16 protein-coding genes and 1 pseudogene are annotated in these 22,296 nt (G+C 69.4%); 3 read left to right on the top strand and 14 right to left on the bottom strand.

The window, feature by feature from the left end; all coding sequences use genetic code 11:
• The first annotated feature begins 9 nt into the window (after nucleotides 1–9).
• Both SAVERM_RS45730 and SAVERM_RS45725 read left to right on the top strand, forming a co-directional pair.
• Nucleotides 10–1,344, top strand: a complete 1,335-nt coding sequence (locus SAVERM_RS45730) for an amino acid permease (RefSeq protein ID WP_010981799.1) — start codon at nucleotides 10–12, stop codon at nucleotides 1,342–1,344.
• Nucleotides 1,341–1,427 (top strand): hypothetical protein, encoded by an 87-nt coding sequence (locus SAVERM_RS45725; protein WP_420822305.1) that lies wholly within the window; start codon nucleotides 1,341–1,343, stop codon nucleotides 1,425–1,427. The genes SAVERM_RS45730 and SAVERM_RS45725 overlap by 4 nt, the downstream gene beginning before the upstream one ends.
• Nucleotides 1,428–2,284: 857 nt before the next feature.
• Here SAVERM_RS45725 and SAVERM_RS44220 read toward each other — a convergent pair.
• From SAVERM_RS44220 to SAVERM_RS44210, 12 genes and pseudogenes are all read right to left on the bottom strand, one after another.
• Entirely contained in the window at nucleotides 2,285–2,680 is a 396-nt protein-coding gene (locus SAVERM_RS44220) for a cytochrome P450 (protein ID WP_237528698.1), read from the bottom strand.
• Nucleotides 2,681–2,959: 279 nt separating this feature from the next.
• On the bottom strand, nucleotides 2,960–3,628 hold the full coding sequence (locus SAVERM_RS02295; protein WP_010981796.1) for a spherulation-specific family 4 protein: 669 nt from the start codon (nucleotides 3,626–3,628) through the stop codon (nucleotides 2,960–2,962).
• Complete coding sequence (locus SAVERM_RS02290) at nucleotides 3,625–4,524, bottom strand: NAD-dependent epimerase/dehydratase family protein (protein WP_010981795.1); 900 nt, start codon at nucleotides 4,522–4,524, stop codon at nucleotides 3,625–3,627. The genes SAVERM_RS02295 and SAVERM_RS02290 overlap by 4 nt, the downstream gene beginning before the upstream one ends.
• Nucleotides 4,525–4,528: 4 nt before the next feature.
• Complete coding sequence (locus SAVERM_RS02285; protein WP_010981794.1) at nucleotides 4,529–5,242, bottom strand: nucleotidyltransferase family protein; 714 nt, start codon at nucleotides 5,240–5,242, stop codon at nucleotides 4,529–4,531.
• Between the two features lie 46 nt (nucleotides 5,243–5,288).
• Nucleotides 5,289–6,296 carry an SDR family NAD(P)-dependent oxidoreductase gene (locus tag SAVERM_RS02280; RefSeq protein ID WP_010981793.1) on the bottom strand — a complete coding sequence of 336 codons (1,008 nt, stop codon included), beginning with the start codon at nucleotides 6,294–6,296 and terminating at the stop codon, nucleotides 5,289–5,291.
• A gap of 137 nt (nucleotides 6,297–6,433) precedes the next feature.
• A complete protein-coding gene (locus SAVERM_RS02275) occupies nucleotides 6,434–7,783 on the bottom strand; it encodes a hypothetical protein (protein WP_107082918.1) in 1,350 nt (449 codons plus the stop codon).
• Complete coding sequence (gene pelF, locus SAVERM_RS02270) at nucleotides 7,780–9,267, bottom strand: GT4 family glycosyltransferase PelF (protein WP_042492662.1); 1,488 nt, start codon at nucleotides 9,265–9,267, stop codon at nucleotides 7,780–7,782. Before pelF ends, SAVERM_RS02275 begins: the two co-directional genes overlap by 4 nt.
• A 197-nt stretch (nucleotides 9,268–9,464) precedes the next feature.
• Complete coding sequence (locus SAVERM_RS02265) at nucleotides 9,465–11,654, bottom strand: hypothetical protein (protein ID WP_010981790.1); 2,190 nt, start codon at nucleotides 11,652–11,654, stop codon at nucleotides 9,465–9,467.
• Between the two features lie 891 nt (nucleotides 11,655–12,545).
• Nucleotides 12,546–13,820: pseudogene (locus SAVERM_RS02260) on the bottom strand (NF041680 family putative transposase); the annotation flags it as partial.
• A gap of 162 nt (nucleotides 13,821–13,982) precedes the next feature.
• Complete coding sequence (locus SAVERM_RS43185; protein WP_338059014.1) at nucleotides 13,983–14,312, bottom strand: DUF6545 domain-containing protein; 330 nt, start codon at nucleotides 14,310–14,312, stop codon at nucleotides 13,983–13,985.
• A complete protein-coding gene (locus SAVERM_RS44215) occupies nucleotides 14,294–15,136 on the bottom strand; it encodes an MAB_1171c family putative transporter (protein ID WP_308699022.1) in 843 nt (280 codons plus the stop codon). The genes SAVERM_RS43185 and SAVERM_RS44215 overlap by 19 nt, the downstream gene beginning before the upstream one ends.
• Complete coding sequence (locus SAVERM_RS44210; RefSeq protein WP_052082487.1) at nucleotides 15,028–15,819, bottom strand: MASE1 domain-containing protein; 792 nt, start codon at nucleotides 15,817–15,819, stop codon at nucleotides 15,028–15,030. Before SAVERM_RS44210 ends, SAVERM_RS44215 begins: the two co-directional genes overlap by 109 nt.
• 868 nt (nucleotides 15,820–16,687) lie before the next feature.
• On the opposite strand from SAVERM_RS44210, the gene SAVERM_RS02245 reads away from it, so the two are divergent.
• Nucleotides 16,688–18,811, top strand: coding sequence for a SpoIIE family protein phosphatase (locus SAVERM_RS02245; protein ID WP_010981786.1), 2,124 nt, complete (start codon nucleotides 16,688–16,690; stop codon nucleotides 18,809–18,811).
• 364 nt (nucleotides 18,812–19,175) lie between these two features.
• Here the strand turns inward: SAVERM_RS02245 and SAVERM_RS02240 are convergent, their stop codons facing one another.
• Entirely contained in the window at nucleotides 19,176–19,643 is a 468-nt protein-coding gene (locus SAVERM_RS02240; protein ID WP_010981785.1) for an MSMEG_6728 family protein, read from the bottom strand.
• A 127-nt stretch (nucleotides 19,644–19,770) separates the two neighbouring features.
• On the bottom strand, nucleotides 19,771–22,047 hold the full coding sequence (locus tag SAVERM_RS02235) for a catalase (protein ID WP_010981784.1): 2,277 nt from the start codon (nucleotides 22,045–22,047) through the stop codon (nucleotides 19,771–19,773).
• Nucleotides 22,048–22,296 lie beyond the last annotated feature (249 nt).

Here is a 22,296-nt window from a genome sequence, read left to right as displayed (position 1 = left end):
GTCAACGCGATGGCCGAGGCCCTCAATGGTTCCTTCAAGGCCGAGCTGATCGAGCACCAAGGGCCCTGGCGAGACGCTGACCAGGTCGAACGTTCCGTCGTTCAATGGGTCGGCTGGTACAACACCGAGCGCCTGCACTCAGCACTCGACTGCCTCCCCCCCCGAGGAATTCGAGACCCGGCACTACCGATCTCAGGCAGCAATGAACGCCGCCTGAAACCACGCAAACCGGCCGCTACGAAACTCGGTGCAGCTCACAACGGGTTGTACGTAACGGCTCTGGGGCTACTGTTGGCGCAGTACACGTTCTGCGGCTACGACGCCTCCTCGCACCTGTCGGAGGAGACCACCCAGGCCCAGATATCGGCCCCCCGCGGCATCGTCCGCTCCATCTGGGTCTCCTGGATCGCCGGCTTCATCCTGCTGGCCGGTCTCACCTCCGCCATCCAGGACTATGCCGGAACCCAGAGCAGCTCGACCGGTGTGCCGCCCGCTCAGATCTTCCTCGACGTCCTGGGGGCCGACGGAGCGAAAGCCCTGATGCTCATCGTGATCGTGGCCCAACTCTTCAGCGGCAGCGCCGAGACCGCCGCCGCGTCCCGCATGGTGTTCGCCTTCTCCCGCGACGGAGCGATCCCGTTCGCTGCCACCTGGCGCCGCGTCAGCCCTCGCACCAAGACGCCCGCCGCCGCCGTATGGCTGTCCGTCGGCTCGGCGCTCGTACTGGCCGCGCCGTCGCTGTACTCGCCGACCGCGTACGCCGCGGTGACGGCCATCAACGTCATCGGTATCACGCCTGGTCCGCCCTGGAGGACAAGGCCTCGGGGAAGCTGTGGGACGGCGCCCTCGATGCCCAGCACGCCTTCGGCGACCTCGACGGGCACCGGCCCGCACTCCTGGCCGTCCACGACGCCGTCGTCGACGGCACCGCCTTTCGGGCGGAGCCATCTATGCGGGCATCAGCCAGAAGCCGGAGCAAACCCCCGGATCAGGTCGAACCCGTACACCACTTCCCTGGACGCAGCCCACGGATACTTCGCAGAGGGCACGCGCCTGACAGCCGTTGCCACCCTGGGCGGCGCTGCATATCGGCGTTACGCTCAACAAACGCGGCGGTCGTCCCCGCCGCGGGCGGCAGGCGGGGGAGTTATGTGGATCTTCTTGGTACTGGGTTTGCTGCCCATCGTTCTGCTCCTGTGGACCTTCGCGGGACAAGTGAACCAGCAGATGGACAGCCAGTTCGCCGGTGAGGTGATCGCCCTTTCGGTCCATCGCGTCACGCTGACCACCGGCATGCGCACCGACTACGTGCTGACGACGGTCGGCAGTTCACCTTGCAGGTGAAAGACGACGTTTACGCCTTGTTCGCCGTCGGCGACCGTATCGTCAAGCAGGCCGGGACACGCTGGCCCAGGAAGGCGGCATAACGTCGGGAGCCACCCGGTATCCAGCACGTTCAGGGCCTGTGGTGCAGATGTGTACCGGTCATGATGTGTCACCGCCGAGTAAGGGAACCTGCATTGCCGAAGGCGAACCGAACTCCCCTTTCTGCAGGATGTATCCGCTCACCCCGACGCGGTCGAAGGAGCCCCCTCCTGCTCGCAATTCCCCTATTGACTTCAGGCATGCGGTGGCCTGCTCGGGAAGGGTCCGCGCCAGGGGCAGGAGAAGAGGGGGACAGAAGGTCATGAGGAGTCGGTCTGCGTCATCCACGGAACGAGGGTGCACCGCGACGGTCGTGGTGACGGCGTTGCTGATCGTCGGTGTATCAGCGTGCGGTGGCGAAGCGACCGTCGACTGCACGGGCGGTTCGTACACGGTCGAGTGCCATCCGGTCGCCCAACCGGCCGACAGCACCCCCGGCACCACGGTCCCCGCGCCCGCGTTGACGCCGTCGGGGACATGCCCATCGGACTGGGGCGAGTTCTACAAGGCGGTGCACAACAGGAGCCTGGACTGGGCCTGCCCACTACCCAGCTTCCTCGGCCCACCCCCGGACACCGCCGCGCCCCTACCGTCCCCGTGAGGCACTTCCCTGCGACTCATGGGGCCGACTCCTTCCCGCAGGCGTACGGGTGTGAGACTGGTAAGCCCGCATGTTGAGGTGTCGCGTATGCGCGGCTGATGCCCACGAGCCATACCGCTGGGTAAGCAGTCGGGACAAGCTGCAGCAGACGCGAGACGGACCGGCGGCTGCCTGGGGCACTGGGTGTCTGCCTGGGGTGAAGGGAGTTACCGGTACCACGGCGCATGGGGTGCATGGGTTCGGCCTGAGCGTCAATGCTCAGTTCCAGGCCAGGGCGAGGCGTCCGTTGAATCGCTGCGGTACAGGGGCGAAACGGCAGGCCATGGGGAGCGTGTCGGAGTTCGGGACGCTGAGGCGGTAGCGCGTGCAGATCAGATAGCACAGGCCCATCAGCTGAGTGGTGCCGATATCGTTACCGATGCACTTCTTCGGCGCCCACCCGAACGGTACGTAACACGATCTGTCGGTCGGTCCGTGCGGTACCCCGGGCAGGAAGCGGTCGGGGTCGAAGGTATCGGGCTGCTGCCAGTAGCGGTGATCGCGGTGGATCATGTGCGGGCTGACCAGGTAGTTCTGCGCTTTCTCCAGCCGGGTGGTGCCGAGGTCGAACGAGGCCCGTGCGCGCCGCACCAGAATGAGCGGTGGGCTCCACATTCGCAGCACTTCCTTGACGAACCGGTGGGGTGACGGGCGCCGCCTTGGCCGGCGCGGCGCAGAACTCGACCGGGTCGACGCCGCCCAGCTCGCGGGTGAGCCGCTGTTCCCGATCGCAGGCGGCCAGGCCGCACACACAGTTGGCGCGGCCCGGCCAGGGCCCTCGTTCCGCTCCCTCGGTGACGCCGGACCGTTGAGGCACCCGGTGAGCAGCCCCGAGCAGTTCCGTGAACAGCAGCAACACGGCTGACAGCAGGAGTGGCGGGCGGGTTGCGAACCTCATGTGGTTCCCCTCCTCACGGCGGGGGGCAGGGCGGCCCAGGGGTTCGCGCCCTCACCCGGTACCGCGCAGTGGACGCCGGCTCGGCGGATCCGTGCGGTGCGGGCGGCGAGGTCGCACAGGCCGTCGGGGACGCCGTGGATCAGATGGCAGAAGCGGGCCGACGGGTGCGCCGCGGTCCAGAAGGGCGCGGCTGAGGTGAGGTAGGTCTGCCAGTTCCCTTCGAAGGTGACCAACAGATCGGCGATGGAGGCGTAGCCGGAATCAGGGTGCATTCCCGGGTTGAGCGCGACGGTGCCGACGCCGTGGTCGCGGGCCTCGTCGCCCAGCACGCGGTAGTACGGCAGCAGGCCAGCTTCGGCACTGGCCTGATCGAGAAAGACGCCGTCGGTTCCGTACCAGCTGACGTGGTGGCGCAGCTCGGTGAGCACCGTCTGGTGGGGACGGGTGCCGTAGGCGGTGTCGAGGTATCCGAGCACGCGTATGCCTGCCGCACGCAGGGCCCCGGCGGCGGCGGCGAAGGCCGGGTCGCGGGTCGCGCCGGGGCCGTCGGCAACGTTGAGGACGACACCGTACAGCCGCGACGGGACTCGCGTCAGGGCCTGCCACGCCGCAGGGTCCACAGCGGGGTGGACGTACAGCGGAACAAGCAGTCGGCCGTGTGTCATGCCGGGGTCGGGGGCGTGCCGGTGCGCGAGGTCCACAGGTCGGCGAGCGAGGTGTCGAGGGTACGTTCGGGGTGCCAGCCCAGAGCTGTGGCGGCAGCTGTGATGTCCGCCTGCTGCCAGGAGATGGCTGACGAGCGCTGGGAACCGGTGCCGTTCTCGTCGATTCGGCCATGGAATCCGCTGATCCGGGCCAGGCCTTCCGCGACCTTGCGGACCTGGGTGGCGCTGCCGCCGGCGATGTTGAGGATGCGGGGGAGCGGGCCGGGCGCCGTGGTGGCGAGGGCTGCGGCATGGGCCACGTCCCGTGCGTCGACGAAGTCGCGGTACGCGGACAGGTCACCGACCCGCACTGTGCCGTCCGGTCCGGCGCGCAGCAGCTCGTCGGCGAGCCGGCCGGGCAGGCTTGTGCCGGGCGAGTCTGGCCCGAGGGGGTTGAACACCCGTAGGACGACGGCGTCCAGTGCGGCCTCGGCGACGGTCAGGGAACCCGCCAGTTTGGTGGCCCCGTACGCGCCCTGCGGACAGGTGGCGGAGTCCTCGCCGAGCGGCTGCCCGGGGGTCGTCCCGTACTCGCCGGCGGATCCGAGATGGACCAGGCGTACCGGGAGGTCGGCCGCGGTCAGGGCCTCGCACAGCACGGCGGGTCCCCGGGCGTTGGTCTCCGCCAGCAGAAGCGGGCCGCCTCCGACGGCGCCGGCGCAGTTGACGACGGCGTCCGGGGCCAGCGCGTGCAGGTCGGCGGCGAGAGCGGAGACGGTGGCGGTGGTGAGGTCGACCCGTAGGTCGGCGCCCGGGGAGCGGCCGGCGCGGAGCACCCGGACGCCGGACAGGGCGAGCAGGTGCTCCGTGATGTGCCGGCCCAGGAACCCGGTGGAGCCCGCGACGAGAATGCGCATCAGGTCACGCTCCCTTCAGCAGCAGGTCGCGGTGGGTGGTGAACTCGGAGTTCGCCCGGTCGTAGTCGTCCGGGCGGCCGATGTCCAGCCAGTAGCCGTCGAACTCGTGGGCGGCCGGAGGCGTGCCGTCGCGGAGCAGGTCGAGGACGAGTTCGTCGAAGCCGAGCGGCAGGCCGGGGGTGTAGCCGTCCAGGGTGGACCGGGAGAGCCCGTAGACGCCCATGGAGACCCGGTAGTCCAGGGTCGGCTTCTCGGTGAAGCCGACGACCTGCTTGCCGTCGGTGGTGAGGACGCCGAAGTCGATCCTGACCTTGCGGCAGTACGTGGCGATGGTCAGTGGCGCGCTGTCGGCCTGGTGACTGCGCAGGACGGCGCGGAAGTCCAGGTCGGTGAGGATGTCGCCGTTCATGACCAGGAAGTGCTCCGGCAGCCGGTCGAGCATGGTCAGCAGCGGGCCCATGGTGCCCAGCGGGCTGTCCTCGGTCGAATAGTCGACGCGCAGACCCCATTGGGAGCCGTTGCCGACGTAGGCGCGGATGATGTGCCCGAGGTGGCCGATGGCGATGGTGCAGCTGGTGAATCCCGAGTTGACGAGCTGCCGCATCACGATTTCCAGGATGGCGTGCTGATCGCCGATGGGGACGAGCGGCTTGGGCAGGGCGGTGGTGTACGGGCGCAGCCGGACACCCTTGCCTCCGGCCAGAATGACTGCGTGCATGGCGGACTCCGTTGTCGGTCGGTGGTCGATGGCCTGAGACGGGTCGTCAGACGTTGTAGATGGCAGTCTTGTAGCGGGCCAGGTTCGCCGGGTCGGAGAAGAACCGGACGGTCTGCTCCAACCCTTCCTGGAGGCTGTGGGCCGGTTCCCAGCCAGTCGCGGCGCGCAGCCGGGAGGCGTCGCAGACCAGCCTCATCACCTCGGACGCGGCGGGCCGGATGCGCTGCGCGTCCTCGCGGACCTCAAGCTCGGCCCCCATGAGCTTGCCGACCAGCGTCACCAGGTCGCCGACCGAAATCTCACCGCCCGTACCGGCGTTGAACGTCCTGCCGACGACTGCCTCGGCGGGAGCGGTGCCCACCGCGAGGAACGCCTGGGCGGTGTCCTTGACGAACATGAAGTCCCGGGTGGGCCGCAGGTCGCCCAGGGCGATGGTCCGCTCTCCGGCCGCCACCTGCCCGATGACGGTCGGGATCACTGCCCGCATGGACTGGCGCGGCCCGAAGGTGTTGAACGGCCGCAGGGTGGCCACCGGGATGCCGAAGCTGGCGTAGTAGCCGTCGGCCAGCCGGTCGCCGCCTGCCTTGGAGGCGGAGTACGGGGACTGGGTGTTGATCGGGTGGTCCTCGGTGATGGGGACGGTCTGCGCGGTGCCGTACGTCTCGCTGGTGGAGGTGTGCACCATCCTGGGGATGCCGAGCCGGCGTACGGCTTCCAGCACGTTGAGCGTCCCGGTGACATTGGTGGCCACGTAGCTGTGCGGTGCCTGGTAGGAGTACGGGATTGCGATCAGCGCGGCCAGGTGGTACACGGCCTCGGTGCCGGTGAGCAGGTGCTGCACCGACCCGGCGTCGCGTACGTCGCCGAGTACGACCTCCACACTGTCCATCACGTCCTGCGGCAGGGTCTCCAACCAGCCGTACGACGAGAAGGAGTTGTACTGCGCCATGGCGCGTACCCGGTGTCCTGATGCGATGAGCGCCTCCACCAGGTGCGAGCCGATGAATCCCTCGGCACCGGTGACGGCGACGGTTACGGGAGCGGACGAGGTCACGGAGCTGTCTCCTCTGATCTGAATCTGAATCGGTCAGGCCCGCGTGGGGTCACGGGGTTATTGGGCGGTTACTGCTGTGCTGGGTTGCAGGGGCAGGGCGTCATGAGGTCACGGGGCTACGGGTTACCGGTATCTGGTCAGCGGTGGGCCGTGGTCCGGCCCATCCGGGTGCACGCGACCGCCAGCAGCACTGCCGTCGCGCAGCCGCAGGCCGCCAACTCGGCGGTCGCCGGGCTGAGCAGACCCGGCCCCCGGTTGGCCCCGCCTGACAGGGCCACCTCCGCAACGGCGGCGGCGAGGCAGGCCACGGCGGACGGCCAGGCGATCCCGGCCGCCTGGAGCAGCAGGGCGACCCAGAGCGCCGCGCCGAGGGCGAGCAGCGGCAGCGGCGGCACCCCGGTGACCAGCGCCGGGGCGGCGAGCACCGCGAGGTACCCGGTGAGGCACAGGGCGAGCACGCCGACCGCCCGGAGCCGGAAGCCCCACGGGGTCCGGCTGTGCCGCAGGGCGGTGAGGGTCAGGCTCCGGTAGCGGTAGAGCAACCACTCGGCCACGCCCATGCTCAGCGTCAGTACGACGGCGGCCGGCCTGCCCGCCGCCGGGGCCATCAGCGTCAGCGCCCCGCCGGCCAGGCCGAACAGCCCGTACGGGACGGAGGCGGTGAGCCGGGGCGTGCCCGGTGCCGCGGAGCTTGTGGTGCGCAGCGACCGTACGATCTCCCGTACCGCCGACAGCGCCGCCGCTGCGACGGTGGCCAGCAGCAGCACGGCGACCGGCACCGGGCCGGGGTGCCACAGCGGTATGCAGGCCGCCCCGGCCGCCGTCGGTACGAGCGCGATCAGCAGGTGCTGCTCGCGTCCCAGAACGAGCAGCACCGTGGCCGCCGCCAGATAGAGCGCCTCTCCCGCCGCGAAGGCCGGGGCGGCACCCGCCCCCGAGACGGCCAGTGCGGCCGCCGCCGCTGCCGTCACCCCGGCCGGGGCCCCGAGCAGCAGGCACCGCGCGGCTGCCCGCCGGCCGCCCGCGGCGAGTCGTACGTAGGCGCGGTGGGCCAGTGCCTGGTTCCAGGCCCAGGCCACGAGTGCCGAGGCAGCGAGCCCGGTGACCCGGCCGGGCAGCAGTCCTGCGCCCAGAAGGTAGGCCAGCCCCGGCAGGCCGAACAGCATCCCGCGCAGCAGGCACTGCCACGGGCTGGTCCGCCACGGGTCGGGTCCCGGTCCGGGGTCCGGGAATCGGCGCGGCACCCGGGTGTACAGCTCCTCCGCGATGGCGAACAGGTCCCGTCGCGAGTAGCGGGTGGTGATCTGTTGGTGCGTCAGCCCGTCGGACTCCAGCACCGCGGCGATCTCGTCCGGGTGAACGGCGGCCCCGCACACGTCCGCCAGCCGTTCGGCGAGCTCGTCGAGCGGGTCGTCGGCCCAGGTCGGCCGCTGCGGCGGGGTCGGCAGGCGCAGTAATACGGTTCGGTCATCGCCCGGCCGGTTCACCACTCACCTCCGGCCCGTCGGGCGCGCGGCGCCGGGTCCTCGGCCAGGTGCGTCCGGTCCTCGCCCGCTCCCAGCGCGCCGTAGATCTCCCGGAAGGAGTCGATGGTGTGCCGGAGTGTGAACTGCTCGATCACCCTCAGTCGCGCGGCCTCGCCCGTCCGGGCCCGGCGGGCGGGCGCGCGCAGCAGTTCCAGGGCTGCCCGTGCCATCGCCTCCGGTTCGCGCGGCGGTACGACGAGTCCGGCGTCACCCACGGCCTCGCGGACCCCGCCGACGTCGGTGGAGACGGTGGCCCGGCCGCACGACATGGCCTCGATGAGGGTGAAGGGAAAGCCCTCGCTGATGCTGGAGAGCATGACCACGGTGCCCGCCGCGTAGGCGTCGCGGATGTCCTCCACCCGGCCCTCGAAGGCCACCGCTTCGGCGATGCCCAGGTCCCGGCTGAGAGCCTGGCAGCGTTCCCGGTAGGCCTGGCCGCCGCTGGGTGTGCCGCCGAACAGCCGCAACCGCACCTGGGGCATCTCCCGGCGTACCAGGGCGAAGGCCCGGATCAGCGTTTCCAGGTCCTTGATGGGATCGACCCGCCCCGCCCAGGCCAGCGTGGGGATCTCCGGTTCCGGACCGGCGGGAGGAAAGGCCCCGGGGTCCACACCGTTGTAGACGGTACGGATCTTGTCGGGTGCGGTGCCGCCGCGTTCCTCCCAGCGTCGGTTGTAGTGGCTTCCCGGCGTTATGAGCGCGGCGCGGGCGTAGGTCTCCTGTGCCAGCAGCCGGAAGAAGCCGAGCAGCAGCGCCTTCACCGGCCAGTGGTAACCGCCGGCGCCGTAACCGAGGTAGCGCTCACGCAGGTAGACGCCGTGTTCGGTGAGCAGCAGGGGCGTGCCGTGCAGGTGCTGGGCCAGCAGTCCGGGCAGGGCCGCCAGTCCGCCGCTGACGGCGTGGGCGATCCCGTGCCGGGGTGGGGCGGCCGCCAGTGGGCGCAGGGCGTGTTCCAGCAGGTCGGTCGCGGTCAGTACGTCGTGCATGGTCGGCCGGGCGGCGTGGGTGGGTACGTGCGGACGGTTCCAGACGGCGGCCAGTGTGCGTATCGCTGCCTCGGTGCGCAGCGCCGCCGTCAGTTCCCCGGACCGGGCTCGTGCCGCGAGGCCGTACAGCCCTTCGGCGAAGCGCTCAAGGGTGCTGGGGCCGGCACAGGAGCCAGAACCGGGGCCGGGATCGAGGAGGGCCAGCAGGAACATTTCGTAGGTGTCGAGGAAGCCCCGCAGCCGCCGGCCGCGCGGTGCGCGGCCGGTCGGCGTCGGTCCCCAGGTGGGTATGGAGACCACCTTGCTGACGTGCGCGGGCGTTTCCCAGGTGAGGGGCTCGCGGCCGTCACTGGTGACCGCGAGTATCTGGAAGTTCACGTCGGGCATGCCTTGGACAAGCTGATCGCACCAGACACTCACTCCGCCGTGGCTGTGCGGGTAGGTGCCCTCGGTGAGCATGGTGACGCGGGTCGTGCCGGTGTTGATGGCCGCGATGGCCCTGGCTGTGCCGGATGGCGGTGTGTCCCCGAATGCTGGCCTGGTGCGGTCGGTTACTGCCAAATCCCCGTATCCCCCTATCCCCGTATCCCGTCGTGCACGTTGGGACGGTTGCGCCCGTCGCGTGCCGGTCGTGCCGTCGTGCCCGTTGATCACGGTCAGCGCTTGCGGCGGGCGGTGTCGCCGGGGCCTGCCGGGACAGGGCTGGCCACACCGCTGGGCACACGCAGCGCGGGTGCCGGTGCGGCTACCTTCGCGGTGCCGGTGCCGGTGCCGGTGCCGGTGGGGGCCGCGGGCGTGGCCTGCGTGGTCAGTTGCAGGGTGATCGAGGTCTGCAGCGTGCCGGGGGTGGTCCAGCCGGACAGCTGCCCGGCGTAGGCGGCGCCGAAGGCGGTGCTGCCGATCAGCTGCTTCTGGGTGGTGCCGGCGGGCATGGTCGCGCTGGTCTGGGTGCCGTTCGGCGAGCTGATGGTGACCGTGTTGCCGATCCGGTAGGCGGTGACCTGGTTGTTCTTCACTGCGGCGGCCCAGGCGGCGCGGTACTTCAGCTCGGTCCCGATGTCCTTCATCCGCAGATTGACCAGCGGGGTGTTGGCGGCGTAGAGGCTGGTGTAGTCGCCCAGGATCTTGTCCAGCACCGGGTAGGCGATGCGGTCCTCGGCGAGGTTCGACTGGTGCATGTACACCGGCCGGGGGTCGTTGGAAAGCGCGTGCCCGAGGGCGATGCGGCTCTCCAACGGGACGATGTACGACGTGTAGCCGGTCTGGGGGTCCAGCGGGGCGCTCAGGCAGGTGGTGGTCGAGGAGCCCTCGCAGATGCCGCTGCCGCCGTTGGCCCTGCTGGTGTAGACGAAGTTGTACTCGTCCACTTCCTCGGTCGCGTGGCCCGCGTTGTAGTAGACGTTCATCGGGAAGCGCGGCGCGGTGAGGGCGGAGCCGATCTGGCGCTGCTGCGGGTCTCGGGAATTGTCGCTGGCCAGCCACTTCACCCCGGTGGCGTTCAGGGACGGGGCCAGGTTGGGGTTGTCGTCGGGCTGCTGCGGCAACACCTTCATCCCGGAGTGCTCACCGGTGACCAGTTCCGTGTTGTCGAGGGCGAGGCCCTTGCCGCCCGCCCAGGTACGGTTCTGGGTGATCTGCGAGGTGATGTCGGCCTGGCTGACCCACTGGATCTTTCCGCTCGCGTCGGTGGAGCACTTCCACGGCACCACGCTGACGTCCTGGACGCAGCCCAGGAACGGGTGCTGGTAGGTGTGGTTGACCCAGCGGAAGGCGCTCTTGTCGGCGATGAGCTGGTCCGCCGTCGGGTCGGCGCCACCGTGTTCCGCCTTGTAGTCCTCGCTGCCGCCGCCGTTGAACACCATGTCCAGAGTGAGCCCGTGACCGGCGGACCACTGCTTGGCGTACTGGGCGTCCGCCGCCGTCATCCGGATCGGGTCGGGGGTGGCGCCCCCGCCCGGGGTGCAGTCCACGTCTCCGGGGGTGCAGTTGAGCGAGGTGTTCCACCGGTCGTCGCCGAGGAGGACATCGTCGACGTGGACCGCGAAGTAGTTGCGGTCAGCGCCCAGGTGGATGCCCTGGGTCAGCCACTCGACGATGCCCCGGCTGAGCAGCCGGTACTGCTCCTGGTACTGGTTGTAGACGAAGTTGACGACCAGTTCCCGGCGCCCCTCGTGGGCGTACTCGCCGACGAGCGAGCCGCGCGCGGAACTGCCCGGGATCGGGGCGTCCACATAGCTGGTGAACGTGGCCCCGGCCTGCTGTTGGGCGAGCGGCACGGCCAGATAGCCGTAGCTCTCGGACACGTCGGGCGCGTTGTCCTCGAAGGGGACGCTCCCGGCGAGGTAGCCGAAGGATCCGGAATTCCCGGCGGACGTCACCTGGGCGGTGGTGCCGTCGAGCGAGCCGATGTACCCAGGCGATTGCGCGTAGTTCAGCCCGACCTCGGGCCTGGCGTAGGTGTAGGCGTCGGCCTGCCGGATGCCGAAGGTCTGCTCGAAGGTCGCCAGGGTCGCCATCTCGGCGGAGCCGGCACCGAACGGGTTGTCGTTCGGGAGCACGACGGCCTGGTACTTGGCCCTAGGACGGCCGCTGACGGTATCGCTGAGGAAGGCGGCGTTGATCTGCGGCCGCCCGCTGTCGGCCAGCTTGACCCTGGTGTACGGGGTGCCTGCCGAGTCGAGTTCGGCGGTGATGGCCCCGGTGGCCGGGCCCCCGTCATCCACGACGAGCACCTTCAGGTCGATCCTCGGCTCCAACGTGGCTGCTCTCGCCACGATGGGCGACGTGACGAGTGCGAGCACGGCAGCGCTGCCGCACACACCGGCTTTCAACAGCATGCAACGCATGATGAACTCCCCCCGGCGCCGCGGGTTAGTGCGGCGCGGTATAACAGTGGATCAGATAGTGATAGAAATTGCGCAGGCTTGATTACTTGCGGGCATGACCGTGCCAGAAGTGAATACAACCGCGCATACGTGAATCCCCCGATCCCCGCGCCCCCATCGCCCAGAGGTATATCACCTTCTGGCGTACCCTTGAGGCTTACCGTCTGTTGCATCAGAGGTGCACGGGAGCCCGTCCGGCGGAATCACAGGGCGTGCGATTACGCACCACCGCCTGAGTAAATGATCAATAATATGCGCAGCTCAGAGTGCATGTAATCAGGTAAGCGAAGCGTTGGGGAGAGCGTCGGAAACTCGCCCGGGACTTCGTCGACCCACCACTGAACGGATCACCTGGTGGTGTGATTCTGACTAGATGACCGTACGGATTATTTCCGCATCCGCTAAACGACCCTGCGCCCTGGATCCGGGTCAGATCCCTCAGGTGGTGTAACCCGGTCCGCTCGTCTGGCTGCCGCCCGTCAGCCTCGGCCCAGCAGGCGGCGTTGTGCGGTGTGGAGATTGGGCGGGCCGACGGCGGATACGCCGTAGGACTCAAGGCGGGATTCGAGGTCGCCGGTGACTCTCGTGCGGCGCTCGGGCCGTCGAGGAAGTGTGGGCGCTGTGGCCGTCCGCGTCCGTCGCCGCCTCGCCACGGCCCTCGGCCTCTCGGAGAAGCTGCTCGGTGCCGATCTCCTTGGGCAGGCGGCGGCGAACTCGTCAACAACTACACGGTGTTCAGGATGCTCGCGACCGCGGCCGGGGCCCCGCAGCGGGCACTGTCGTCCGCGGCCCGGACGAGGCCGCCGCCGCGACCCGGCAGCTGCTGAACAACGCCGGGGCGGTGGTGGTCAAACCAGGAGTTGAGGGTTTGGGTGCACGGGCTGGACTGTGCAGGTGGGGGCGGAGGTTCCTGAACCCCCGGCGAACGCGGGCCGGGGTGAGCCGGAGCTGGGTATGCGCCGCGATCACGAGCCACGTCCACCGGTCTGCGGCCTCGGGAGTACGGAGTCTTGGACGGGTCCAGCCGAGCGTCTGCTTTACAAAACGGAAAGTATGTTCAAGATCGAAGCGCCTCAAGAACGCTTGCCACCGCAGGTCGACGTCTGTGCTGGTCATGCCGGTCTTGGAGGACCACAGCCAGACGGGCAGTGGGTCGCCGCCGCCGGGCAGATGGTCGACCTGGAGGCGGATCAGGGTGCCCTCGATGATGGGGAGTTCGCTGTCATGGTCGATCCACGCGCTGCGGGTGGTGAGCCGGGGCTGGATACGGTCCCAGGCCATCGCCTTCGCGGCGCCGTAGCGGTCGGTGACCTGCACCGTCTCCGCGTCAGGATCGCCCCACGTATCGGGCCTGGCGAAGCGGAACTCCTTGCCGTGCTTCGGCGGTCGCCCGCCCTGGGGATAGGACACGGCGTACTCCTTGGGCGAAGGTGCCGGCCGTCGCATGACACGGTCCGCACGCATCCGTCCCAGCACCTCGACGGGCAGGCTGTCGAGGAGGTAGGCCATGCGCGGGGCGTCGTAGCCGGCGTCGAAGACGACCAGGATGTCATCGTCACCGTCCTCCCACTGTCCTTGGCCGATCAGGTCAGTGACAACACGGCGGACCTGGGCGGCGGTGACCTCGGCGACATCGTCGTCGGGGCCGAGCCGGACCGCGTCCAGCAGTTGGCACCACGACGTCCGAGCGGTCTCCAGCGCGGCGACGAACGAGTACGGCCAGCCGGGGATGAACTGGTCCGAGGAGCGTCCCGAGCGTCCGGAGACATGACAGAACAGCCGGTCCGGGCTGCACGGCGCGTCGGGACGCAGCCACGCGGAGACATCGACGGCCAGGACCAGGCGCCCGTCGGCGGCCTTGGGCTGCGGCAGCATGGCCAGCGCCTTGCGCAGCCTGACCGCGTCGATGCGGCCCTGGTTGAGCGCGTCGTACAACGCGCCGTGCCCACGCCGGTGTTCGGCCAGCAGCGTCAGATCGACCGGCGAGGTCACCGGGCCGTCCTCGCAGAGCATCGCGTCGCACAGCTCGAACAGCGTGTCACCGCGCCGGGTCAGACATGTGTAGAGGTCCTCCCGAAAGTGGGACGTGAAGTCGAACGCCTCGTGCCGGGCATCGTGATGCAGCAGACTCACCTCTGCGGCCTTCGTATGAGTGCGGTTCTGTGACGGAACGCATGCTCATGCGGGGGCCGCCCGCCTGTCCGGCGAATGCCCAGGTGAGTGACCCTGTGCGACGCACCGTTCGAAGCCAGAGGTTAAGTAACAAGCTGAGTCGGGTCGGTCATGCCATCAGGCTCCGACCGGCTCTGGCTGACTGTCATCGGCGACACGCCCAACCCGGTGCGCGTAGGCGTCGGCCACCAGGAGGAGCCACTCCGTGTCCGCACGGAGGTCCTTGCGGGAAGCTGCCTCCGCCGACGGCAGGGCAAGCTTTTTGGCGTACCGGCCAGCCTTTGAAGCGGTCATCGCTGCCTTCACGACAGCCGCCTCGACCGTTGCAGCTCCCGCCTCTGTTACAGCGTCGAACGCATTCTGGGCCAGCTCCTGCACCATGCGGGACCGGTACGGCCGAAGGGCGAGGATGCCGTCGTTGATCTCGATCACCCTACGTTGGAGCAGGAAGTCGGAGTCGTTCGAAGCGGCCTCGTAAAGTCCGGGTCGATATTCGGCATTGCGGCGGACAGGTCTTGCCAGAGAGGACCGAGGGCTTCGAAGGATTGTGCCTCCCAGCGGCGACGTCGGGCCTGGCTGACCGGGTAGACGACAGCCGTCAGTGTGCGACCGACGCAGATCAGCAGGGCGGCGAGCGCCGGAGACGTCACGCTGAAGACGCACGGCGTAGACACGAGCGACGAACACCCCGAATGGTCGGACACCAGGTGGAAGCCCAGGCCCAGGGAGATGAGGACCGTCAGCTTGTACACCGCGTAGACGAGTGTGAAGGCGCACCCTGCTGCCGCCATGCGCAGACCTATCCGGACGCTGCTGCGGCGGGTCGACCTCGACTGGCTTACGGCCTGCACCAGGAAGTCGACGATGGCGAAACCGAGGTAGGAGATGAAAAGGAGCAGGTAGAGCGCATACACCTGCGGAGAGCGATGCGTCATCTGCTCGTACGTGAACAGCACGGTCATGCCGAGGGCGGACGTGGCGAAGAGGACGAGACGCGGGCGGACTCGCCGTTGCGCTTCCGCGGGTTCCAGGTTGAGCTGGAACGAGACGGCCAGGACCGCCGTGGCGGCGGCCAGGGAAGCGCAGTTGCTCATCAGCCGGGCGACGTGCGGCACGACGCCCTCAACGGCGTTCTCGAACAGCGGGGCGTAGGTGGCGAAGATTAGGGCGAACGAGCCAAGGAGCGCGCCCATGGCCCACGTGCCGTTCGGACGGGGCGTCCCTCGACCGAGGACCCAGTAGCCGGCAGTCGCTGTGAGTAGACAGGCCACGATGACTGCGAAGGTCGACACGGCCAGGGCGCAGGGCGCTGCCCCGGCCCGTTGGAAGCGGAAGGCCGCCCAGATCGGCTCGGGAAGCCGAGGAACCTGAGGGGTGTGCTGCCGGTCTCCAGGAAACCGATGTAGGAGGTGGCTGCGAGGAGCAGCAGCCCCTCCACCCAACGGGTAGGCGGAGCGTCCTTCGGCCGGTGTGCTGAGCGCAAAACGAGCAGGACCGGCGTCACCACCAGTACGCCCATCGCATCGCCGGTACACCAGACCGACCATGTCGGCCAGAACTGGTCGGCACTCAGCACGCCGGCGTGGGCCAGGGTCCCGCTGCCTGTCGTCGCGCTGACCAGCATCCCGGTGAACGCACCGAGAAAGATCAACGCGAGCGCATCCCGCGAGCGGTCCAATTCGAGACGGAATCCCGTGCGGCGGAGCAGTATGTACGAGCAGACGGGCGCGAGGGTGTTTCCCGACACGATCACGAGCACGGCCCAGACCGACGGCCCGAGGGAGACGTTGACCAGGAGCGCGCCGAGCGCGATCCCGGGCCAGACCCGCGGGCCGCCCAGGAGCGGGCTCGCCAGGGCGATACCGGTCGGCGGCCACAGCGGGGTGACCTGGCCGCGCACCAGTTGCTGAAGGAGCCCCACCTTGGCCGAGCCGTAGTGCAGCGCGGCGACCACTCATACGTCCAGGGCAGCCACGCCACCGCGCCGGAGCTGTTCACGCCGCGTGACAGTCATCGGGCGAGTTCCGCATCGACATCGCCCCGAGGTCCATCATCCGCCGGACTGGGTGGCTTTCGAGGCCGTTCTCGTGGTCGGGCTCAGGTAGGTGTCGTCCTCTAGTTGTGCGAATGTGCGCTGACGCTCAGGACAGTGCTGACGCACAGAACAGTCAGGTGTTCCAAAGCGTCCTGTCGAGACCATTCCACGGCTTCTTCATGGGCCGCGACGTTGCGAATGGCGAGGAATGTCGGCGACGCGTGAATCGTGGCTGAGCCACTTTTCAGTCGTCGCCGACACCGCTCCACCATGCGGCTGCTCGTCAGCGGTCTTCTTCTGCGCATGTCCTGGCATCGGAGTGACGTCACCACCTGGCGGGCGTATTGTCCGAATGTGAGTGATGGTCGGTGCTGTTGGTGTTGCATCCTGTTGCCACGGTCGTCCGGCCGTGGACGCCGGTACTGCTGCCCGGCGTACCGGCAGGCGGCCTGGCGTGCCAGGCGGCGGTGGCTGGCGGCGACGGAGGAGCGGCGGGCGATGGTGCTTGTCGGAACGGAGCTAGTCAGCCGCATACAGGCCGGGGCACAGCAGGGGAGCAGCGATCTGCCCGGGGCGCGGGTTCCCGGAGGCTGTCAATGCGCTGTTGTGGCGCAGGTGCCCGAACTGGCCGGTCGGCTAGTTCGTTCGGCGGTGCCGGCCGACCGGCGGGCCGGGGCCGGCTGGGCGCAGATCGGCGCCGGCTTGGGCATCAGCGCAGAGGGTGCTCGAAGTCGCTTCGGGCGGGTGCGGGGATCACCATCCGGAGCTTGCAGAGGCAAGTGAAAGCGTGCCCGACGCCGCGTCCACCGATTTCCCTGCGGGCTTCGGCCCGGAGGCACTGGAGTCCGTCCTGCTCCAGTTCGCGCGGGAGAGCGGCGCCAGCTTGAGCGCCATCTACTTGCTGTCGCCGGACGAGCCCGCGCTGCAGCTGGCGGTGCTGAGCGGAATCTCGTGGCGGATCGCCGTCCCGTGGGCGCGGGTGACGCTGGAGGCTGCGACCCCGGTGGCCGACGCCGTACGGGAGCGCCACCTGGTGTGGATCGGCAGCGAGGAGGAGCGGGCGCGCCGCTACCCGAAACTGGCGCTCGTCCTGCCCCACCCCTTCGCCCTGGCCGCCGCCCCGATCACGACCGGCCCGACCGTATGGGGCGGCCTGGTGCTGCACTGGCCCGCCTCGCACCCACCGACGTTGAGCTCGCACGAGCGTGATGCGATCGCCGGCGTCTGCGAGCGACTGGGCGTGATCATGCGGCAAGCCGCCAACAGCGGTCACCCCGTGGTGCCCGGGCTCGAGCCGCGAATACTGCCTCCGTCGCAGACCCGTACCGCCGGGCACCACGAGGCACAGGCCGCGGTCGGCTTCGCCGAGCGTCTTCCCGACGGCTGCTGCGCCCTGGATGTCGACGGCCGGATCACCTTCATCACCACGGCCGCGGCAGACCTCCTCGGCGTCGGTGTTTTCGACCTTCTGGGAGCGCGGCCCTGGGAGGCACTGCCGTGGCTGGACAATCACGTCGCCGAAGACCGCTACCGATCCGCAGCGCTCAGCCGCCTACCCACGTCCTTCACTACGCTGCGCCCACCGGATCACTGGCTGTCCTTCCACCTCTACCCGGATGCCACCGGCATCAGCGTGCGCATCGTCCCCAACCCGTCGGCTCATACCCCGGACCCTCCGCGGTTGGTCCACCCCGCGCCGCCCGTTGAACCGGGCCGGGCCAACGCCCTCTACAGCCTCACGCATCTTGCTGTCGCCCTCACCGAAGCCGTCCGCGTATGCGACGTGGTGAACAGGGTTGCCGACCAGGTCCTGGCCGCCTTCGGCGCGCGGGCCCTCGCCCTGATGACCGCACAGGAGGGCCGACTGCACATCATCGGCTACCGCGGCTATACCGCCGACCTCATGGACCGCTTCGACGCCACCCCCCTGACCGCCGACACCCCCGCCGCGCATGTCTTGACTACTGGCATCCCCTGCTTCTTCGCCAGCTTCGCGGAGCTGAAACGGGCCCACCCTGCCGCCGTCCTCCAGGACGGCATGGCTTCTTGGGCTTTCCTGCCGTTGATCACCTCCGGCCGCGCTGTCGGCTCCCTGGTCCTCGCCTACGACCAGCCCCATCTCTTCACCCCGCAAGAACGCGCCGTCCTCACCGCCCTCGCCGGACTGATCGCACAGGCCCTGGACCGCGCTCATCTCTACGACGCCAAACATCAGCTCGCCCGCAACCTCCAGGCCGGCCTGCTGCCCCACACCCTGCCGCGCATCCCCGGGCTCGAGGTTGCCGCCCGTTACCTCCCCGCCAGCCGCGGCATGGGCATCGGCGGCGACTTCTACGACCTCATCCGCCTCGACGAGACGACTGCCGCTGCAGCTATCGGCGACGTCCAAGGTCACAACGTGCAGGCCGCCACCCTCATGGGACAGGTCCGCACCGCCGTCCACGCCACCGCAGGCGCAGCCCCTGGCGAAGTCCTCGCCCGCACCAACCGCCTACTCACCGACCTCGACTCCGGCCTGTTCACCAGCTGCACCTACATCGTCCTCGACATGACCCACCACCACGCCTGTCTGGCCACCGCCGGCCACCCACCTCCGATCCTGCGCCACCCAGACGGCCACGTCGAAGTCCTCCACCTCCAGCCAGGTCTCCTGCTCGGCATCGACCCCGCAGCTGAATACCCCACCACCGAAGTCTCCCTGCCACCCGGCACCGTGCTCGCGCTGTACACCGACGGACTCATCGAAGCACCCGGCGTCGACATCGAGGACGCCATCCACAGCCTCGCCAACCAACTGGCTCACGCCGACACTTTGAGCATGGAGGCCATCGCCGACAGCCTGGTCGACCACGCCCGGCAATCCGCGTTCCGCAGTGACGACATCGCGTTGCTTCTCATCCACTCGCGTTGAACCGACCGGTCCATGGGATCCGGCGCATGTGCGGGCCCGTCTGGCGGGACGATGCGGGAAGCTATCCGGCCGACCGCGTTGATCGTCGATATCGCCGGCTTCCGCAAGGACGAGGACGCAACTGACGCCTGCTCCGGCGAGTGCGTACAGCGTTCCCCTGGAGGGGAGAGCCGCAGGCCCCCCTCCTGCACGATGGCGCTCTTGGTCAGCAGACTCTGACGCAACGGCTTCGGTGCCGACGCCCGGGAGCGGCGCCACCGCTGAGCCGCCCCGCAGGCTCTTCGAGAACCCTGGAGGCCGCTGCACTGATGGACACCTGACGGGCCGCCCCGCTCGACGCTTTTTCCAGCGAGACCGGTCCGACCTAGCGAGACCGGTCCGAGGCGGGCCAGACGTAGGGCAGGTCCTCGGGGACGTCCGGGAACAGGGGTGCGTAGAAGCCCGGATCCTTGCGCCGCAGCGCCGACCGATGACTTCGGTGGAACGCGGGATTGCCCAGCCACGGTGGCAGCTCGCCGTCCGCTGCAAGCCGCTCCTGCGTACGCACGCCCACATCGGCTCGGTGGGCCGTGAAGTCGGTCATCAGGGAGCCGGCGCACGTGTCCGCGCGCCCGGCCGCCGTCCACACGCAGCAGACCTCCAGGCCGTAGCGCACCAGTGCCTCCTCGTAGCCTGTCCACATGCGCACCGCCGGGTGATGCCGCCAGCCGTAGCCGGGAACCATCAGACCGCGCAGCAACTGGAGCGCCTCGACGCGCTGCTTGCCCAGGCGCCGCGGGTCGAGCGCGGCGGCAGATGCGGCGAAGTCGGGAAAGGGCAGGAACGTCTGCATGGTCATCCCTTGCGTGACGAGACGGCGCGGCGGGCGTCGGCGGAAGGGGCGTGACCCGGCGTACGAAAGCCCGGCCGTGTCGGGTGCGAAACCCGGACGGCGGCCGGGCCGCTCGGACGCGGACCGCTCACACAGCCCTGAACCGGTCCCACGCGCGATGCTTGCCCAGCAGACCGGTGAGCTGCGCCAGGGCGCCGGTGCCTGAGTCACCGACCACCACGCCCGGCGCGTCGAGGGGCACCCCGGATGCTTCGAGGAACGCCTCGCCGCCGGCCCACGCGCCGACGGCCTTGCCGTGCCGAAAGGCCTCCGACACCAGCAGTCCGACGCGGGGGTCACCGGTCGCCTGCTGCGCGGGGGCGGGGAACGCCTTGGCGTCACGGGCGCCGTACGCGTCGCCGCCCACGCCCGGTGTCCCGGCCAGCAGAATCGCGTCGAACTCGACAGACCGCGCGGTGGCGTAGGTGCGCTGGACCGTCACCATGCCCTCACCCGAGCCGAAAACGCCTCCGGCCGGGGCGACGACCAGCGGGACCATGCTCGCGTCGAGGACCGCCTCGCGCACCGCGCTCACGCCCCGCAGGTCGCCGTCCGGACCGATGACGATGCCGATGACCCGGCCGTCCGTGGGCCAGGTCCCGCCGACCTGGGAGAGGGCGGGGCTGGCCTCGACCTCGGCCAGGGGCACGGTCGGCTGGGGGGCCGGCAGTCCGAGACCGGTGGCCACTTCAGCGCACAGGTTCGGGTCGATGTTCGCCAGGACCTGTAGCGCTCGCTCCTTGACGGCCTGCTCGTAGCACTTGCCGAGCTCGAAGGTGTAGGCGGCGATGATGTGCTCGCGCTCGATCGGGCTCATGCTCAGCCAGAACCGCCGCGGCTGGCTGAAGTGGTCCGCGAACGACTCGGGCGCCTCCCGGACCTTCGCCGCCTCCGGCACGCGTACGGGCGTCTCGACGAACGCGCCGGTGTCCGCTCCCGCGAGGAAGGGACAGCCGCCATCGAGCGAATTGGGGCGGTAGGGAGCCACACCCCGGTGCACGGCCGTCTGGTGCATGCCGTCGCGCAGCATGTCGTTGACCGGGGCGTGCGGCCGGTTGATGGGTAGCTGCGGGAAGTTCGGGCCGCCCAGCCGGGTGATCTGGGTGTCCAGGTAGGAGAACAGACGCCCGGCGAGCAGGGGGTCGTCGGTGACGTCGACGCCCGGGACGAGGTGGCCGACGTGAAAGGCGACCTGCTCGGTCTCGGCGAAGAAGTTCGACGGGTTGCGCATCAGGGTCAGCAGGCCGACCGGCTGCACGGGAGCGAGTTCCTCGGGCACGAGGTTTGTCGGGTCCAGCAGGTCGATGCCCTCGAAGGTCTGGTCCGGGGTGTCGGGGAAGGTCTGGATGCCCAGCTCCCACTGCGGGTGGGCGCCGGCCTCGATGGCGTCGGCGAGGTCCCGGCGGTGGAAGTCCGGGTCGACGCCGTTGGTGATCTGCGCCTCTTCCCACACCAGGGAGTGCACGCCCAATTTGGGCTTCCAGTGGAACTTCACCAGCGTCGTGGCGCCCTCGGCGTTGACCAGGCGGAACGTGTGGACGCCGAAGCCCTCCATCATTCGGTACGAGCGCGGGATGCCCCGGTCGGACATGTTCCACAGGGTGTGGTGCGTCGCTTCGGTGTGCAGGGTGACGAAGTCCCAGAACGTGTCGTGCGCGCTCTGCGCCTGCGGGATCTCCCGGTCCGGGTGCGGCTTGCCCGCGTGGATGACGTCCGGGAACTTGATCGCGTCCTGGATGAAAAAGACCGGGATGTTGTTACCGACCAGGTCGAAGACGCCCTCGCTGGTGTAGAACTTGGTCGCGAAGCCCCGGGTGTCCCGCACGGTGTCGGACGAGCCCCGCGATCCCAGCACCGTGGAGAACCGCACGAACACCGGCGTCTCCTTGTCCTCGGAGAGGAAGGCGGCCTTGGTCACGGAGGCGGCCGTACCGTAGCTCTGGAACACGCCGTGCGCGGCCGCGCCCCGCGCGTGGACCACGCGCTCCGGGATGCGCTCGTGATCGAAGTGCATGACCTTCTCGCGCAGGTGGTGGTCCTGCAGCAGGACCGGTCCACGGGGCCCGGCCTTGAGCGAGTGGTCGGTGTCGTACAGGCGGGTGCTCTGGGCGGTCGTCAGGTAGCTGCCGGACTGAGCCATTCGGGCCTGGTCGGCGCCGGTCGGCTGGCCGGTGGGCGACACGGTGTCGGGGCCGCTCTGGTCCGGCTTCGGCGGCAGCGGGTCACGCGGCTCCGTCGGCTCCGCCACGGAGGGAGACTCCGGGCCGGGCCTGCCGGGGATGCCCTCCTCAGGCGTGGCGCCGTTGTCCTGGAGGCTGTTGGTGATCTTCCGTGCTGCTCGCTTGAGGGGGTTGGCCTCGCTCATCGGAGACGCTTCCTTCGTGTCTGGCCGGCCACGGTCGCGGTGGCCGAGTGTCGAGTGCTGTGGCAGGCGAACGCATGGGGCGAAATATGAGAAGGCGGCCTTTTGCCCGTCAATTTCTCATGGTGCGGTGAGACCCGCACCAGGGCACGCGTCGACGGAATGAACCGGCGTGCCGAAGAGAGTGCGGCCGTGGTACCCAAGGCAGCCCCGTCCATCTTGTCCGCTCCTCGCGCCCCAGCTGAGTCGGCC

This window comes from Streptomyces avermitilis MA-4680 = NBRC 14893 (assembly GCF_000009765.2).
Lineage (GTDB): Bacteria > Actinomycetota > Actinomycetes > Streptomycetales > Streptomycetaceae > Streptomyces > Streptomyces avermitilis.
The sequence above is the reverse complement of the archived record's forward strand: the minus strand, read 5'-3'. Positions and strand labels throughout refer to the sequence as shown.